The sequence below is a fragment of the Luteibacter sp. CQ10 genome (assembly GCF_040900725.1).
Classification (GTDB): domain Bacteria; phylum Pseudomonadota; class Gammaproteobacteria; order Xanthomonadales; family Rhodanobacteraceae; genus Luteibacter.
On record NZ_JAEUYM010000006.1, the window covers coordinates 75,502 to 92,096 of the forward strand.

13 protein-coding genes are annotated in these 16,595 nt (G+C 64.8%); 1 reads left to right on the plus strand and 12 read right to left on the minus strand.

The genetic code is table 11. The features are described from left to right. Window positions 1–253 precede the first annotated feature (253 nt). The 12 genes from JNG39_RS19220 to dbpA all read right to left on the minus strand — a co-directional run bounded on the left by JNG39_RS19220 (window position 254) and on the right by dbpA (window position 10,574). Window positions 254–625, minus strand: a complete 372-nt coding sequence (locus tag JNG39_RS19220) for an outer membrane protein assembly factor BamE (protein WP_368313578.1) — start codon at window positions 623–625, stop codon at window positions 254–256. A gap of 232 nt (window positions 626–857) precedes the next feature. After that, window positions 858–1,352, minus strand: a complete 495-nt coding sequence (locus tag JNG39_RS19225; protein WP_368313579.1) for a DUF4189 domain-containing protein — start codon at window positions 1,350–1,352, stop codon at window positions 858–860. Beyond that, a complete protein-coding gene (locus tag JNG39_RS19230; protein WP_368313580.1) occupies window positions 1,349–2,440 on the minus strand; it encodes a type IV secretion system protein in 1,092 nt (363 codons plus the stop codon). The genes JNG39_RS19225 and JNG39_RS19230 overlap by 4 nt, the downstream gene beginning before the upstream one ends. A 22-nt stretch (window positions 2,441–2,462) precedes the next feature. Beyond that, complete coding sequence (locus tag JNG39_RS19235) at window positions 2,463–3,263, minus strand: hypothetical protein (protein WP_368313581.1); 801 nt, start codon at window positions 3,261–3,263, stop codon at window positions 2,463–2,465. Continuing rightward, the gene (locus tag JNG39_RS19240) at window positions 3,260–4,549 is read right to left on the minus strand and encodes a TrbI/VirB10 family protein (protein WP_368313582.1); all 1,290 of its coding nucleotides are present in this window, start codon (window positions 4,547–4,549) and stop codon (window positions 3,260–3,262) included. The genes JNG39_RS19235 and JNG39_RS19240 overlap by 4 nt, the downstream gene beginning before the upstream one ends. After that, window positions 4,546–5,334 carry a TrbG/VirB9 family P-type conjugative transfer protein gene (locus JNG39_RS19245; protein ID WP_368313583.1) on the minus strand — a complete coding sequence of 263 codons (789 nt, stop codon included), beginning with the start codon at window positions 5,332–5,334 and terminating at the stop codon, window positions 4,546–4,548. Before JNG39_RS19245 ends, JNG39_RS19240 begins: the two co-directional genes overlap by 4 nt. After that, window positions 5,331–5,777 (minus strand): hypothetical protein, encoded by a 447-nt coding sequence (locus tag JNG39_RS19250; protein WP_368313584.1) that lies wholly within the window; start codon window positions 5,775–5,777, stop codon window positions 5,331–5,333. Before JNG39_RS19250 ends, JNG39_RS19245 begins: the two co-directional genes overlap by 4 nt. Before the next feature lie 509 nt (window positions 5,778–6,286). Beyond that, a complete protein-coding gene (locus JNG39_RS19255; protein WP_368313585.1) occupies window positions 6,287–7,114 on the minus strand; it encodes an enterotoxin A family protein in 828 nt (275 codons plus the stop codon). A 64-nt stretch (window positions 7,115–7,178) separates the two neighbouring features. After that, window positions 7,179–7,574 (minus strand): hypothetical protein, encoded by a 396-nt coding sequence (locus tag JNG39_RS19260; RefSeq protein ID WP_368313586.1) that lies wholly within the window; start codon window positions 7,572–7,574, stop codon window positions 7,179–7,181. A gap of 4 nt (window positions 7,575–7,578) precedes the next feature. Further along, window positions 7,579–8,382 (minus strand): enterotoxin A family protein, encoded by an 804-nt coding sequence (locus JNG39_RS19265; protein ID WP_368313587.1) that lies wholly within the window; start codon window positions 8,380–8,382, stop codon window positions 7,579–7,581. A gap of 245 nt (window positions 8,383–8,627) precedes the next feature. Beyond that, window positions 8,628–9,146 (minus strand): hypothetical protein, encoded by a 519-nt coding sequence (locus tag JNG39_RS19270; protein WP_368313588.1) that lies wholly within the window; start codon window positions 9,144–9,146, stop codon window positions 8,628–8,630. Between the two features lie 54 nt (window positions 9,147–9,200). Beyond that, window positions 9,201–10,574, minus strand: coding sequence for an ATP-dependent RNA helicase DbpA (gene dbpA, locus JNG39_RS19275; RefSeq protein WP_368313589.1), 1,374 nt, complete (start codon window positions 10,572–10,574; stop codon window positions 9,201–9,203). Between the two features lie 113 nt (window positions 10,575–10,687). Between dbpA and JNG39_RS19280 the strand changes: the two genes are divergently transcribed. Beyond that, on the plus strand, window positions 10,688–16,594 hold the full coding sequence (locus tag JNG39_RS19280; RefSeq protein ID WP_368313590.1) for an autotransporter domain-containing protein: 5,907 nt from the start codon (window positions 10,688–10,690) through the stop codon (window positions 16,592–16,594). The last annotated feature ends 1 nt before the right edge of the window (window position 16,595 follow it).

The window sequence follows — 16,595 nt, forward strand, 5'->3', positions numbered from 1 at the left end:
ATCGCATCCATAGGTGGTCATGATCGCCTGATCCTTCACGCTGCAGATCGCCAGGAGGTCAAGGGGCTTTGGTCTGCGATGGTCGCGTTGAGCGGGCAACGTCATCGCGAACCGTTCGGCGGATTCGTCTTTTGATGTTGATCTTGTCGCGAGCGAACCGTGCCAGAGAGTGGCCGGGCGAATAGTCGAAGTAGGCTCAAGAGAGGAAGGCATCGCTGAGTCCGTCGGGAGCCAACGGTGCCTTCTTGCAAATTTACATACCCGCAGCATTCAAGAGTGGATTGCCCGTTTGCCCGGGGACGGCGCCAGCCTTATAGGCGCTCAGTAAGACGCCCTTCTTGTCGAACTCAAAGATCGTGCTTTCCTGGCGGTCCTTCCCGATGGCGGCGATCAGGGTGAACGGGTAGGTCCAGATTTCCTTACCCATATGTTCCGATTTCTGAGCCGGGTGGCCAATGGCCGAGACGACGTCCTCGCGGGTTGTCTTGCCAGGCTTGAACGATGACAGTTGCTCGCTAGTGACTTCCGTGCCAATGCGGTGATCCATGGGGGTGGGGAGTCCGACGCATCCGCCAAGCACCACTAAGGATGATGTCAGGGCCAGCGTCGCGATGGTTCGTTTCATAGCAATTCCATTCTTATGTTTTCTGTGACAAGTTTTCCGGGCATGCCCGTGCATGTGGTTGGAGCATTTGCTTGAACCTCCTGTTGGTCCAAGCACGAATGGGGGCGGGCGCCTCCGCCTCATCCGTTCAGAGACGAATAGATCCACTGTCATGGACAGGTGACCTGGATCGCCTATCTGATTCGTTGAGAAGGTTGAAGTGCTATCGATTATTTATAATCAAGGAGCGAATCTAGCGAATCCGTACGGGGAAGCTGCAGGACGAATGATAGATTCCGCAGGTGTCGTTTTCCTTGGCGCAATCATCGAGAGCCTTCTTCTCAGCTGCGGCCTTCGTAGCCCCGTTTCGCAATAGAAAACTATTGGGCCCAAGGGCCATGGCGAGGCATTCGTTCCCGTAGCTTCCTTGCATTAGACAGTCCGTTCCGCCGGCCAGCGTGCACTGGAACATGGCTTCCGCTTCGGCTCCTGCACGCGTCGGTTGGTTGCTTGATGAACCGATTACTCCGGCCATGGAATCCGTGGCAAGCGAACCATAGCGATCTTCCCAAACTTCACTAGGCATTTGGGGCGAAGAAGCTCCTCCGGAATAGTTCGGCATCGGAATGCAGGTCTGCCATCCCTGCCCAGCTTGGGGGAATTGCCCTGGCGGACATCCGCCTTCGGCTATCGAATAAGCGGGGGAGAAAAGCGAAAGAAGAACCAGGTAGGCGGATGGTCGTTTCATCGATCAAGCCTTTGTGCGATGGATAATTTAATTTCATCTCTTTGTGACGGCGAGGTCGGCATGGCGTTTCGAAGAGAGAGATTGTTGGGGCCTTGAGCGGACGGATTCGCAGTGGTCGGAAGACGGGACGATACAGGTGAATGCCCGGAATACGATCCAGGCGGCTGCCCCTGTGGCCCCGGCTGACTTGCCGCTCCCCCAGCGAACGCCGAATAACTCATAAAGCTGCCAAGCGTTCCCTGGAAGAACATGGCGGCCATCGGCGGTACGGAAATGATGAGTACGGTGAGGAGTAAACCGATTCCGCCTTGTTGCAATGCTGTGCTAGTTAGGCCCTCGGTGTCGGTGCCGAGAAGTTTGTTGGCGATCTTCGCGCCCCACATGGCCTTGCTGACATTGATGGTGAGTCCGAGGACGATGCCACTTACGGCACTGAGCAAAGCCATCGAAAAGATGGTGCCGATGCCGTACATGAGCCACTTTTTGAACAGCTCCTTCGTCTGATCGAAGATCAGGCAGAGAATGAAGATGGGGCCGAGCCCGATGAAAAGCGCCATGGCGAATTGGTAGAGAAGCAGCATGGCCCCCGCGGCCATGGGCGGGCTGGCGCTGCCGACGACCGCTAGCCAGGACGTTTGCTGCTTGGTAGCCAGCATCTCCGGGTCGGACGACATCACCTGTACGGCATCGATCGTCGTCAGCGCGAGCTGGGTCCATGCCAGATTCTCGTCGATGGCTGCGGCGGTCGTGCGGTTGGGCTGGCCTGTGAAAAGTCCATGGACTTCCTTGTCGAGATCGACCGTCAGCAGGTGGTGCAGGTTCGTCCCGGCAAGGGTCATCGTACTGGCCGCACTGACGATGACCGCTATGCGGCCCATATGGAGGACCTTTCCCATCATGGGCTCGCGCGACTGGCCACTGATGATGCGGAAGCCTTGGGCGAGTATCCATACGGTCACCAGGGTGAGCGAGATGGCGCTCGCCCATTTGGCCGTCCGATCCATAAGGAGGTCACCGAACTTGGCGATTTCCTTGTCGAGGTAGTTGTAGACGAGTTTGAAATAAATGTAGCTGGCGACATTTGGCATGTGCTGGATTCCTTTCCCGGGCCTAGTTACTGAGGGCGGCCTTCAGCGCGACAGTATTTACCAGCGTCCCGAAGAGGCTCGGCGATCCTTTCAGTGCGCGGCGGGAAAGACCTGCCTGCTGTGTCGTGAGAACGGAGATCTGTAGGTCGGTCAGTTGCTGGCCCGATTGCCAGTGGGTACTAGCCGTCGCGAGAGTCTCGTCAAATTGAGCCATCTGCTGGACCAGCCCGGCCGTCTTGCCCGGCGTCTCCTTTGCCTCCTCGACCAATTTGGACTGGATTTCGGTCATCTCGCTCGTTTTTCTTGCGACGAACTTCAGGTATTTGACGGTGTTGTTGTACTTGATGTTCCGAGCCTGGACGATCTGGATGCAAAGCCTTCTTTGCTGTTCTAGGACGTTGCCATTCATGTCGGGAATGATCTGATCCAATGTCATGTCCAGAACGGGTGACAGCCCACCTGACGAAGCCTTCGCGTGGCACTCGACTTCGACACCGAAATCTTCGCTAACCGTCTCGAATGTTCGTTCCACTTTGAACATTTCGAACTTGAGCTGGCGGAGATCGTTGAGCTGAGCTTCCCACTGCTTCACCTCCTTGATCTGGTGGCCGATCACCGACTTGTAGTGGGTGGCGGTTGCGGTCCATTCGGCGATCTTCTCCGCGTACTCCTGCCACCACTGAGTCGCTGCGGTGTAGTCAATAACTGGAAGGCCTGCGTGTGCAGGACCGCTTGACATGCCGCAGGCTAATGCCAGGGTGGATGCGACGGCAGATTTAAGAGCGCGACGGCGTAAGCTTGCGTTAGGCATCGTGTTATTCACAGGCTTCGTCCTTGACCATTGCGCGCGACCACGCCGGAGAAATCGACGTCCTTGGCGACGTAGACGGCCAGAACGGTGCCCTGGTTGATCGTTACGGTCGCCGGCCGGTTCGCACCGCGAGCAAGGGCGCTGTTGGCCAGTGATTGAATGGTGGCGGCTGTATTGCTCTCGAACGGATTTTGCGTGACCACTCCATTTGTAATCGTCGTCTGCGGTGGGCCGTGCTTTGCGGCAACGTATTTGAACGTGTCGCTGAATAGGCTGAGCATCAGCGCCGACCCGATGCGGCTACCCCAATGAGCGTTGTAATGGCCTGGGTGTCCAGCGCTCCCGAGCGAATCCACTCCCGGGCTCGCCATGTTTACGTCGATGCCGGTAGGCGTGATTATCCGATCCCAGATCACGGCTACACGTGGCCCGTTGGGCTCCATGGCGTATTTGCCTTGAACTTTCGACCCTTTGGGAAGCAGCAGCCGTTTGCCTGTGAACGAATAGATGGGCTCGTGGATGACGCAGGAGGTAAAGCCGGGGATGTCGGTGATAATCCGGGTTTCGAGTACGCAACGGATGTAAGTGCCACGAAGCATCAGCGTGTCGGGATGCGTCAAAGGAGATGCATTCGAAACGTTGGGAAGCGCCTTTGCCGTATAGGCGAGGTTTCCTGTGGCGCTCATGCTGGGTTCTGCTCGTTGCATGGAAGGATCGACGGGGTAGGGTGGCATCGGGAAGCCTGCTGCTCCTCCCGTGCTCACTCCATCGCTCACACCTGTCGTGCCTTGGCTGGCGGCTGCGATCCGACGCTCTACCAGTGAGGGGCCACGGGGTGCTTCCGGTGGCTCTGGGTGTTCAAAGCTCTCACGTATCCTGGATACCGCGGATCGAAGCGGAATGGGATCCGCAGGCGGAACTACAGGCATCATGGGCATGGTATCCGGCCGCTCAAACCGGGCTTCGGGTGCCGTCGGCACCGTCAGTACTTCTTCGCGTGGTCGTGTGTGGGTGGTCTGACCATCGGGCGCATTCAGAACCCATGCGATGATCACGGCCAACAGCGCCGCTATGCTCGCCAGCAGCCCAAGAGCCTTGCGATTCAGGCGTCGTTCCTCGTGTTTGGCGAGGTCAGGCGCGTTCTCGTCCAGGTTTGGCTGAGCGTCTTCTTGATGACCTGCCGGACGGACATAGGGATTGAAGTCGATTCGCGCATCCTGCTTAGCCTGAGCATCGGCTTGCGGCGCCTCTGCGTTGACGATTTCGCCGTCATTCTGTGGTGACATGTTCTGGTTCACTTCCGGGCGTTCCTTCGCAGGCCGATGACGTTGCTGTCGTGGCGGATGACGAGAAAGGGGTAGGTGCCGTGCACGACGATGGTGTTGCCTTCCACGGTGGTGTTCACGATGGCGTCGGTGCCGCGCTTCTTCTCGCGCATGTACACGGTGGGGAAGTTGCCCGTGGGGAACTGCTTCATGTCGGGCATGGTGATGTACGTGAAGCGGCCGTCGTCGTAGACGTGCGTCGGCACCAGCCATTTGGCCACGCGGCGGCGCTTGGCGTAGTCGTAGTCGAAGTGATAGTCGCGGTTCTTCACCAGCGAGGTATCGAGCAGGGCGGCTTCCTCGGCCTGCTTCACCACCGGGGCCAGGCTGGCGTCGGCGGGGTAGTTGAAGGTGATCTTGTATTGCACGCCGGCCTTGCGGGCCTGGTCGAGCGTCTTCCAGTCGGTGGCCACCACCTTGAGTTCGAAGATGTACGAATGCGTGGCCGTGCGGATCATCATGTTGGTGTCCACGTCGACGTTTTTCGGCTTGACGTAGAACACGTTGTTACGGCGCGTGAGGTCCCAGCCCGAGCTGAAACCCGTGCTGTAGTCGAGGATCTGCTCGTTGGGGCTGAGCTCGATCTGCGTGGTGATGCCCAGGCCGGTGCGCACGGTGTAGATGGTGTCGTCCGCGTAGTCGTAGGTAGCAACGGAGGCGTGGCTCGAGGTGGTGCCCTCGGCGCGGGAGGGTTGTATCGCGCACAGGAAGGCGAGTCCGCCGACGAGGGCGGCGGCGAGGCGATGGGAGCGTTTCATCGGATGAGCGCTCCGTTGGCGGCGTCCGCGATCGCCGCGGGCTTGATTTCTTCCACGACGATCTGCGGGCCGTCGACGAGTACGTTGAAGCCTTGCTTGACGTAGATGGCGCTCAATTGCGCCATGGCGTCGCGCGTTTCCGAGGTGTGGATGCGCGAGGCGGCCTTGGGCAGGGTGAAGTCCGAGCGCAGGCGGTACGACAACGTGGCGCCGGTGTCTTCGGCCCAGCGCGTAAGCAGCGTCTTGAGCGTGCCGTCGGTGGGCGAGGCGTAGTAGGTGTAGGGAAGGGCCAGGGGCACTTCGTTGATCTTCGTGTCGAAGCGGTTCACCGGCTTCCAGAAGCCGCCGAAGTCCTTGGCGGGCGGCGTGCCGCAACCGATCAGGCCGATGCAGAGAACGGGCAATGCGCCGTACCGGCGCTTGGGATGGTGACGTTTTTTCAAGTTCAACTCACAAACTGCGGGACGCAAGGGATAGTCGCCCTCGAGGGTTCGAGGGCAAGGCATGGAAACCTTGTCTGGACGCCTGGGCGTCTAGCGATGACGGGACGTCATGTGTCCGCGGTTGGAGCACCGTGGCGCGGGATCGTCCCTGATTCGTGTGGCATGTGTCGCTCCTGGTCGTACGTTTCAGAACGCTCGCTTGGGGTGTGTTACGAAGTGTAAGTGCAAATTTTGAGTTGCGCTACGCGATGGCGGCAAAAGCCCGTCGGAGCGTTGCCGCGCCCTGACATGCGCTGGAGCGGGAGTTGAGAATTTACGTAACGCAGGCTGCTCGACGTCCATCGAATGCCGATGGACGAGCGGGAAGCGATGTTGCCAGCGTCGGTTCGCCGACAACATTCGCCATGGGCCGACATGGCGGTAGGGAGAGCGCTGAGATTCAGGTCGGTCGTTGCCTAAGGCGTGTCGTGGCACGGAAGCGACCGGCATCCGCCGGCCCCTTCCGTCGATCACAATTCGGTTCGCCCACCACCGGTGGCGCGTTGGTCCGTATGGGGCAGGTCGATGCCCAGGGCGGCCGACGCCGTCTCGACGGCACACCTCATGAAATGGTTTGACTTGGTGCGGGCCTCGTCGGCGCCGTCGTCATCTTCCATCCATGCCACGATGGATCGCTTGTGCCGGGAGTGGTTGACGCCGAAGCACACCGAGGGACACAGCGGGTTATACGTGGGCGGTGCCTCCGTCTGGTCGAGCGTGTAGTTCCACGTGAGCGGCGCGTGGTTTATGGTGCCGGGCGATTCGCGAGCGCCCGCGGGTATGTAAACACCCATGCGACCGGGCGGTCTATCGCGACCGCGGCTGACGTATTCGGCGGCGCCGACGATGTCTTCGGCGGGAATCCCGACGGGCGTGACCCACTCGCTTTCCGCCATGAAGATCCAGCCGGCCAGTTCATAGGCGAGATCGTCGGTCTGGCGACTCGCATGGAACAGGCTCTGCGCGGCGTTGTAGAAAAACTCGCTGGCCCGGATGCGGTACACGTAAAACCGCGCGCCTTCCGGCTGGGTTTCACGGCCCCAGTCGACGGCGAACGTCTCGTTGGCGGATACGGCGATGAACCCCGAGGTTTGCCGGCCCGGCTGGCAGGTCTGCCCCACCACGTGCTGGAAGAGGCTGGGATGGCTTCCGCTGGGTGAGAAGCCTCGCTGGAACACTTCCTCCGGTGGCCGCGTATCCATGCGGTAGAAGAAGCTGGCCTGGGATGGCGTGGAAATGACGATCAGAAGCAGGAGGGCGATGACGCGTCCTGCGAATACCGTGCCCGGGATGGTCATGGGTGTCCTTTTCTGTCATGACGCGGGCCCCATGCCGTGGCCCGCGCGTGGCGCAAGCGATCGCTTACCTTGGGTCGATGAACGCACTCGATATCTTGATCGGGTCCAGGGCGCCGCCTTCGGTCTGGTAGCACACCTTCTTTCCGATCGCGTGGGCCATGAAGAGAAGCGAGCGGACGTTCGGCGAATCGACGCGATACCAGATCTCGTTGTCGGAGAAGGCGACCGAGCTGGTGGTTTCGTCGTTGGCCCAGATGCTTTTGACCAACGCGTTGCAGTTGAAGTCGGTCGAGCGGAGGGTCCGGGTGATGTGCGTGTTCACCGGATTATCGGGGCTCGGGTCGGCGTTGTAGATCTGCGCGTTGCCGCGTCCCGGCAGTGAAGCGAGGCAGGCCAGAAGGCATGCGGTCGCAAGCCGGCTCGATGGAAAGGAAGGCTTGCGGTGGGCGATAACGTCCATGGGTTTACAGCTCCGTGTTGCGATGGTTGTCGTCGATGATGTCGAGAATCGAATACGTGGCGAGGGCAGCCTTGGCCCGGCACCGGAGAACGCTGGTCATCTTTCGTCGCGGTTCGTCCATGGCCTTCTCCGATTCGTCCAGGTCGTCGTCGGGGTCGTGGACGTCCCGCTTGGTCGGGTGCAGGTGCATGTTGAAACAGGCGTTCCCGCAGACGTGATGGGCCGGACCGGACCCGCCGGGGTCGTCCCGGCTGTAGTCCCACTCGTAGGGACCGTGATTGATCTGGCCGGGAGCGTCCGGTGCATCCGGATTTTCGAAGGACTGCACCCGCTCGGGCAGGGCGTCGCGTCCGCGGCTGACGTATTCGGTGGCTTCGATGACGTCGGCGGCGGGAATGGTCCGGGGGGTAACCCATTCGCTTTCGGCGAGGTACGTCCATCCGGCGTATTCGTAAACGGTGTCGCCCGTCTGGTGGCTGGCGTGGAACAGGCTTTGTCCGGCGTTGTAGAAGTGAAGGCTGGACCGTATCCGGTAAACGTAGAAATGCGTGCCTTCGGTGAAGGTGTCGCGGCCCCATCCGATGGCGAACTGTTCGCTGGACGACGTGGCGATGAATCCGGTCGTTTGTTCGCCAGGCTGGCAGGTATATCCCGTGACATGCTGAAAAAGGCTGGGATTGCTGCCCGAGGGAGCGAATCCGCTTCGGAATATCTCTTCCGGCGGCCGGGTATCGGCACGGTAGAGGAAGCTGGCGTGCGACGCCGTGGAAAGGAGTAATAGAAAAAGAAAACCGATCAATCTGCTCACGACGCCATCCTTGGAGTGGCCATGATCGATGGCCGATCATGGGAGCTCGTTATGGTGGCCGCCTGCCGCCCGGCTCCGTAATCTCCGGGGGCTGAATTTTGCGTAGGGAAGGGCCTTCCGCAGGCCGGGTGCTTGTCTTTCGCGCAGCGTTGGGCGTGCCCGTGGGAGGCGGTCGCTGTCGAAGGTGGGCTTCGCCGCGGGCACCGGCCTGCGCCGGTGCGACGGTGACGCGATCCCGGGTGCTTCTAGGGACCGGCCGATACGGTCGGCTTGCCTTCGACCAGAGCGAACCGGAACGCGTAGTCGAGGCTGAAAGGCGCGTTCTTGCGCTTCTGCGTGATGTTGCCGTGGCCGTCGTCCAACTCATCCACCACGGTCATCGGTGTGTACGACCAATGCATCACCGCGTCACGGCAAGCCGAGACGAACGCGACGTGGTTCGGGTCGGTGGAGGTATCCAGGTCCCTCACCTCGGTCACCCGTCCTTGCTCATCGACGATGGCCTTGATGCGAATCGTTACCTCGGGGAGCTGCCTGGCGACGAGTGACGCCGGATAGACGGGTGGATCGTTGGTGACGGGCTGCGCGCCGAAGGCGTGTTCGGCGCGCTTGAGCTTGTACTGACTGTCGGCACCGGTCAGCAATGCGGTGTAGCTGACGGTGCCCGTACGGTCAGGCTTCGCCGGCTCCCGCACCGACCTGCTGGGAGCGTGGCAGGCGGTCAGGATCGATACGGTGCAGAGCAGTGTGAGGCGTCGATGCATGATGGCGGGTCGGTCGTATCTTCGGATGATCATGTCGGCACGCTCAGGCGCCGATCAACCCAGCGGACGCACGCGGAACGAGCGGCCCTTGATCTTGCCCTCGCGCAGGCGGGCCAATGCCTTGCCCGCGAGATCGCGGCGAATGGCCACGTAGGCCCGCGTGGCGAAGACGTCGATCTTGCCCACCTCGTCGGCCTTCAGGCCCGCGTCACCCGTGAGCGCGCCGAGGATGTCGCCGGGACGGAGTTTGTCCTTGCGGCCGGCGTCGATCACGATCGTCTTGTTGGGCGCGAGGTTGAGCACCTTGCGGCCGTCGCCGGCCTTGGCCGGGTAGCGTGCCATGGGCGCACCCATGCGCTCCTCGATGGCGCGAAGGCGGTTGAGCTCGCGCGAGCCGGCCAGGGTGATGGCCAGGCCGCTGGCACCGGCGCGGCCGGTGCGCCCGCTGCGGTGGGTGTGCGTGTCGGGGTCGTGCGCCACGTCGTAGCTCACCACCAGCGGCAGGCCGGCGATGTCGAGGCCGCGGGCGGCCACGTCGGTGGCCACCAGCACGTTGCAGCTGCGGTTGGCGAAACGCACGAGGGCCTCGTCGCGGTCGCGCTGTTCGAGGTCGCCATGCAGCGCGAGGGCGGAGAAGCCGAGGCGGTCGAGCTCGGCGGCGAGGTCGTCCACGTCCTTGCGCATGTTGCAGAACACCAGCGTGGATTCGGGCTTTTCGTGGGTGAGGATGCGGGCGAGCACGGCGGTCTTCGTGGGCGGTTCCACTTCCACCACGCGCTGCTCGATGGTGGCTTCGGTGTGCGGCTCTTCGATGGTCACCACCACCGGATCGTTCTGCATGCGCCCGCTCACGGCGCGGATCTCGTCCGGGTACGTGGCCGAGAACAGCAGCGTCTGGTGGTGTTTCGAAATGCGTTTGACGATGTCGTCGATGGCCTCGCCGAAGCCCATGTCGAGCATGCGGTCGGCTTCGTCGAGCACGAAGGTGGTGATGCCGCCGCCATGCAGGCTGCCGCGCTTCAGGTGCTCCTGCACGCGACCGGGCGTGCCCACCACGATGTGCGGATCGTGTTCCAGCGAGGCGAGCTGCGGGCCCAGCGGCATGCCGCCGCACAGCGTGAGCAACTTCACGTTGGGGATGTTGGTGGCCAGACGGCGGATCGACTTGGCCACCTGGTCGGCCAGCTCGCGGGTGGGGCAGAGCACGAGCGCCTGCAGGCGGATCACGTCGGGATCGAGCCGCTGCAGCAACCCCAGGCCGAAGGCCGCCGTTTTGCCGCTGCCCGTGCGGGCCTCGGCCATCACGTCGCGGCCGGCGAGGATCGGCGGCAGGCTTTCGGCCTGCACGGGCGTCATGGACGCGTAGCCGAGGGATTCCACGGCGGCGAGCAGGGCGGGGGAGAGGGCGAGCTGGTCGAAGGCGTTCATGCCACATGATCGCACGAACCTTCGCCGATGCCTGTCGTAGACACTTTTTGGGGGCTCAGCGGCTACCATCGCGGGGCGCCGCCGTCGCGGCCTCTTTCGGCAGGGGAAAATCCATGAATCGCACGTACCGTCTGGTATGGAACCGCGCGCTGCGCGTCGTCCAGGTCGCCTCGGAGCTTTCGTCGTCGCCCGCATCGCCGTCGCCCGGTGGCCGCTCGTCCGCGTCGCGCCTGAGCCCGTTCGGTCTCGCCCTGGCGGCGTGCGGCCTGCTGGCGATGGCCTCGCCCAGCTGGGCCCAGGTTTGTGCCCAGTGCGGCGCGACCGGCGGCGCCGCCACCAGCGATCGAGCGGCCAGCGGCGGCCAGGGCAACGGCCAGGGCGGCGCGGCGCAGAACATCGTCGGCACGCACGTCGAGATCGCGGGCGGATCGTCGTCGGGCGGCAGCGGCGGTAGCGGTGCGACGGGCATCGATGTCAGCGGCTCGACCGGACCGTCCGGTGGCGCGGGCGGAGGGACGGGGACGTCCATCAATGATGTCCTCACCGGCGGCCAGGGGGCGGACGGCGCGTTCGACATTCACGTGCCGAGCGGCGGTGGCGGCGGAGGCGCGGGCATCTATAGCGTGGGCAGCCCGTTCAATACGCGAGACGGAATCGTCGTGATCGGTGGCGCCGGCGGCGCGGGCGGTGTCCCGGATGCGGCGGCGGGCGGTGCCGGTGGCGGTGGCGGCGGTGCGTCGGTGATCCTCGCCGCCGGGGGGAATGGCGGCGTGACGGTGGGTGCTTCGTCGAGTTTGATCGGTGGCGCGGGTGGGCACGGCGGCCAATCGGCGACGGCTTCACCGACCTGGGGTGGCGGTGGCGGCGGTGGCGGTGACGGCGTACTGGTTCTCGGCATCAACGCGAGCGTGAATGTTTCGGACCGGACGAGCCTCATCCGCGGCGGCGTGGGAGGCGCGGGCGGCGTGGGTATCGGAGCCGATAGCGGCCTGGACGGAAACTCGGGTGCGGGCATCCGTGCCCTGGGCACGGGTCTGTCGGTTTTGAACTTCGGTACGATCCAGGGCGGCGACGCCACGGGCTCGGGTCAGGCGGGGGCGGCGATCGTCACGCAGTCCAACGCGGTCATCACCAACGGCGGAACGCTCTCCGGCGGTGTCGTCAACGGTGACTACGCCTCGTCGGTCGTCTTCAACGGCGGTGGCGGCGTGCTCACCCTTTCCACCGGTTCCGCCGTGAACGGTGCCGTCGAACTCGCACCGGGCGCCACGGCCACGATCGTCCCCGCGGTGTCGTCGGCGATCGATGGCGCGACGCTCGACGGCGGCGGCGCGTCGCTGTCGCTCAACCTGGCGCAAGCCCTCGATATGGGCCGGGCGATCACCGGCACCGGCAACGTGACCAGCAGCGGGACAGGCGACCTGTACCTGCGCGGCCTGGACCTCGACGGCAACGCCAATTTCAACGCCTCGGGTGAGGTGCTCGCCATGACCGGCCCGATGCAGACCACCGGCTCGCAACACTACGCCGCACCGGTACTCGTCGCCGGGGACACGAACTTCATCAGCGGCGCGTCGTCGGTTACGTTCGACGGCACACTCGACACCACGGGCGGATCGCACAGCATCACGGTGAATGCGCCCGTAGGTGCCGTCACCTTCCGCAACATGATCGGACCGGGCAGCCTGCCGTCGTTAACGGTAGCGGCGGACTCGCTCGCCATCGGCGCCATCAACGCGAGCGCGCTCACGCTGGCCATCACCGGTGACATCACCCAGGCCTCCGCCTTCTCGGTGACGGGAACGAGCCGCTTCATCAGCGGTGGGGACGTCATCCTGACCAGTGCCGGCAATGCCTTCGGCGGCGCCGTGAATCTCCAGGGGCGCAACGTCGCGGTCGCCACGTCCGGCAATCTCGCGGTCAACGCGATCGATGTCGGGGGCGCCGGCAACGTCGCGTTGTCCGCCGCCGGCACGCTCACGTTCGCGTCGCCCGTCTCGACCACGGGTGACATCGCGCTGTCGGGACGACTGACCTCGGCGCAGCTCAGCGGTCACGACGTCACTCTCAACGCCATCGGGGGCTTAACCCTCAACGACGACGTCGCGGCGAGTGGCCTTCTTTCGCTCGGCTCGACGGCGAACGTCGATCAGCTGGCTGGCGCGATCCAGGCCAACACGCTGACCGCGACGACCGGGGGCAGCCTCACGCTGGGCAGCGCGGGCAACGCGATCGCGACCGTCGGCGACGTCAACGCCAGCGGTTTCTCGCTGGCCGACAGCGTGCCGGTCACCTTCGCCGGTAACGTGCAGGTGGGTACGTTCGAACTCGCCGCAAGCCAGGGCGCCACGCTCACCGGCTCGATCGTCGCGAGCACCGTCGCCACCCTCGATGCCGGCACGGTACTCAGCGTCGGCAACGGTGGCACCAGCGGCTCGCTCACCGCCGACCTCATCGACCACGGCACGCTCGTCTTCAACCGCGCCGACACGGCGAGCTTCACCGAGGCCCTGGCCGGCGACGGCAGCCTCGTGAAACAGGGCGCGGGCAAGCTGCTGTTCGACGGCGACGGCTCGCCGTTCCAGGGACAGACGCACGTCGAGGCGGGTGAACTCGTGGTGGGCAGCAGCGCCGGCAGCAACGCGAAGCTGGCGGGCCCGGTCGACGTGGCCGCGGGTGCCTCGCTCGGCGGCCATGGCCGCATCCTCGGCAACGTCAGCCTCGACACCGGGGCGACGCTGTCGCCGGGCAATTCCATCGGCACGCTTTCGATCACCGGCAACCTCGCGCTGGCGCAGGGCACCACCATGACCGCCGAACTCGGGGCGTCCGGTGTCGGCGACAGCGTGGCCGTGGACGGCGATCTCTTCATCAACGGCACCACGGTCGACGTGGTCGACGCGGGCGGCCTGGGGCCGGGCGTCTACAACCTCTTCTCGTATACCGGCGCGCTCAGCGTCGCCAACGGAGGCCTCGTCTTCGGCAGCACGCCGGCGGGGCATGCCCTGCAACTGGTGACGCTGACCGGCGACAAGCGCATCGACATCGTGGACGCGACGAACGTCGCGCTGAACTACTGGAATGCGAACGGCGCAGCCGGTCCCACGCAGATGGGCGGCGGCAGCGGCACGTGGACCACGACGTCGCCGGTATGGACCGACGCGCAGGGCAGCATCACCGCCGCGATGAGCCCGCAGCCCGGATTCGCGGTCTTTGGCGGCGCGCCGGGCACGGTCTTCGTCAATGGCGTCAACGGCGCCGTCACGGCGACGGGCATGCAGTTCCTGAGCGACGGTTATCGCGTGATGGGCGACGCGCTCGGACTCGTCGCGTCGGGTGGTCCGGTCACCATCCGCGTGGGCAATGGCAACGAGAGCGGCAGCGGCTACGTCGCCACGATCGACGCGACGCTGACCGGCACGCAGGGCTTCACCAAGGCGGACGCCGGTACCCTCGTGCTCAACGGCAACAACCTGTATTCGGGCGACACGACGATCAGCGGCGGTCATTTGCAGGTGAGCGACGATGCCAACCTCGGCAGCGCCGCCAATGGCGTGGTGCTGCAAGGGGGCACGCTGCGCGTGACCGGCACCGGCTACACCGCCACGGACCGCGACCTTTCGGTGCTGCTCGACGGTGGCGTCGAGATATCCGATCCCCGCAACGCCTTCACGTGGAGCGGCAACGTCAGCGGTTCCGGCACCTTGCACAAGCTGGGCGTGGGCACGCTCGTGTTCGATCATGCCAATGCGTTCACCGGTCCGCTGATCGTCGAGTCCGGTACCTTGCGGGTGGGCGACAACGGCGCGATCGGCCCGGGGGCGCTCACCGTGCGCGACGGCGCCACGTTCGAAGCGGGCACCGATGGACTGGCCTTCGACAATGCGGTAGCCCTCGGCGGCCACGCCACGGTGGCCGTGAACGGCGACGACACCCTCACGCTCAACGGTGACCTGGCCGATGACACCGTGCCGGGTACGCTGGTGAAAACCGGCACCGGCACGCTCGCGCTCACGGCACGTGGCACGTATACGGGCGGCACCGAGGTCGAAGCGGGCACGCTCAGCCTGGCCGACGGTGGTGCGGCGGGTACGGGCACGGTGGCCCTGGACGACGGCAGCACGCTCGCGCTGGCGCAGCACGGCATGGTCGTCGCCAACGCGCTGACGGTGTCGGGCAGCGCCACCGTCGATGTGGACGACGAGGCGACGCTCACGGGCGACATCGCCGATGGCGCGTTGGACGGAAGCCTCACCAAGACGGGCGCCGGGATGCTCACGCTGACCGGCAACGCCGCATACTCGGGTATCACGACGATCGCCGACGGCACGCTGCGCGTTGGCGACGGTGGCACGCGTGGCACCTTGCCGTCCACCATCGTCAACCATGGCGAACTGGTGCTGGACCGTTCCGACGACGTGGGCTACGCGGGTTCGATGTCCGGCGACGGCACCTTCCGCAAGCTCGGTACCGGCGTGCTCCGTCTCACTGGCGACAGCGCGGCGTTCACCGGTGCATCGTTTATCGAAGGCGGCACCCTCCAGCTCGACGGATCGCTCGGCGGCAGCCTGGCGTTGGCCGAAGGCTCGATGCTCACCGGTACCGGCGCGGCCGGTTCGGTCACGTTCGCCGACGGCGCCGAACTTTCGCCGGGCGGTGCGGGCGCCATCGGCGCGCTCGCCTTCCACGGCGATCTCGCCATGGCGAGCGGCTCGCGCTACGTGGTGGACGTGAACGACGCGGGGCAGGGCGATCGTGTCACCGTGGGCGGCCAGGCGCATCTGGGTGGTGGCTCGGTGGTGAGCCTCGGCACGGGTGGAAACTGGCGCGCGAACACGACGTACACCATCCTGTCCGCCGCGGGCGGCGTGGACGGCCGTTTCGCCGACGTGTCCAACGACCTGGCCTTCCTCGAGCCGTCGCTGGGCTATACGGCCAACACGGTGGACCTGACGCTGAGCCGCAACGTCACGGCCTTCCCCGACGTGGCGGTCACGCGCAACCAGCGCGCGACCGCGGCGGGCGTGGAGTCGCTGGGCGAGGGCGTTCCGGTGTATGACGCGATCCTGGTCATGGACGCCCCCGGTGCGCGCCATGCGTTCGATGCCTTCTCGGGCGAGATCCACGCCAACCTGCGCGGTGCCATCGCCGACGACGACCGCTACCAGCGCGATGCGATCCGGCAGCATCTGCTGGCGCGTGACGACGCCGGCGCATGGGCATCGGCGTGGGGTCATTGGGGCGACCACGACGGCGACGGCAACGCATCGCGCCTGCGCGCGAACGGCAGCGGCGTGATGGTGGGTGCGGACACGGCTGTCGGTGGCGATACGCGCATCGGCATCGCTTTGGGCACGGGCCACGTGTCGGCCTCCGCGGGCCGGGACGATGCGCAGGGCGACACGCGCACCGCGGCGATCTACGGTGGCGGCGAGTACGGCAACGTGTCGTTGCAGGCTGGAGCGTTGTACAGCCATCGCGATATCGATACGCATCGCACGGTGGACGTCGACATGATCACGGGCCGTCTCGACGGCAGCCAGCGCGCGCGTTCCGCGCAGGCGTACGTCGAAGGGGCCTATGCCTTTCGCTTTGATCGCGGCTCGGTCGATCCGTTCCTCAACGTGGCGCGCCAGCAGTTGCGCACGAGTGCCCTGCACGAGCACGGCAACGCCGCGGCGCTGGACGTGATGGGCGAGAAGAGCGCGCAGACATTCGCGACGGTGGGTGTGCGCGGACGCTGGGATCTCTCCGCCCAGGGCGACGTCGGCCTCTTCGGCAGCGTGGGCTGGCAACACGCCTGGGGCGATACGAACGCCCTCAGCCGCCAGCGTTTCGCCGCGGGCGGGGATGCCTTCACGGTGGCGGGCACGCCGATCGCCGACGACGCGGGCGTGGCGACGTTCGGGTTGCGCTTCAGGCCGTGGGCGTCGGTGACGGTGGATGCCGCCTACGCGGGGCAGTTCGCGTCGCATGCGAAGGATCAGTCGGCACGGCTGAGCGTGGCCTGGGTCTTCTAAG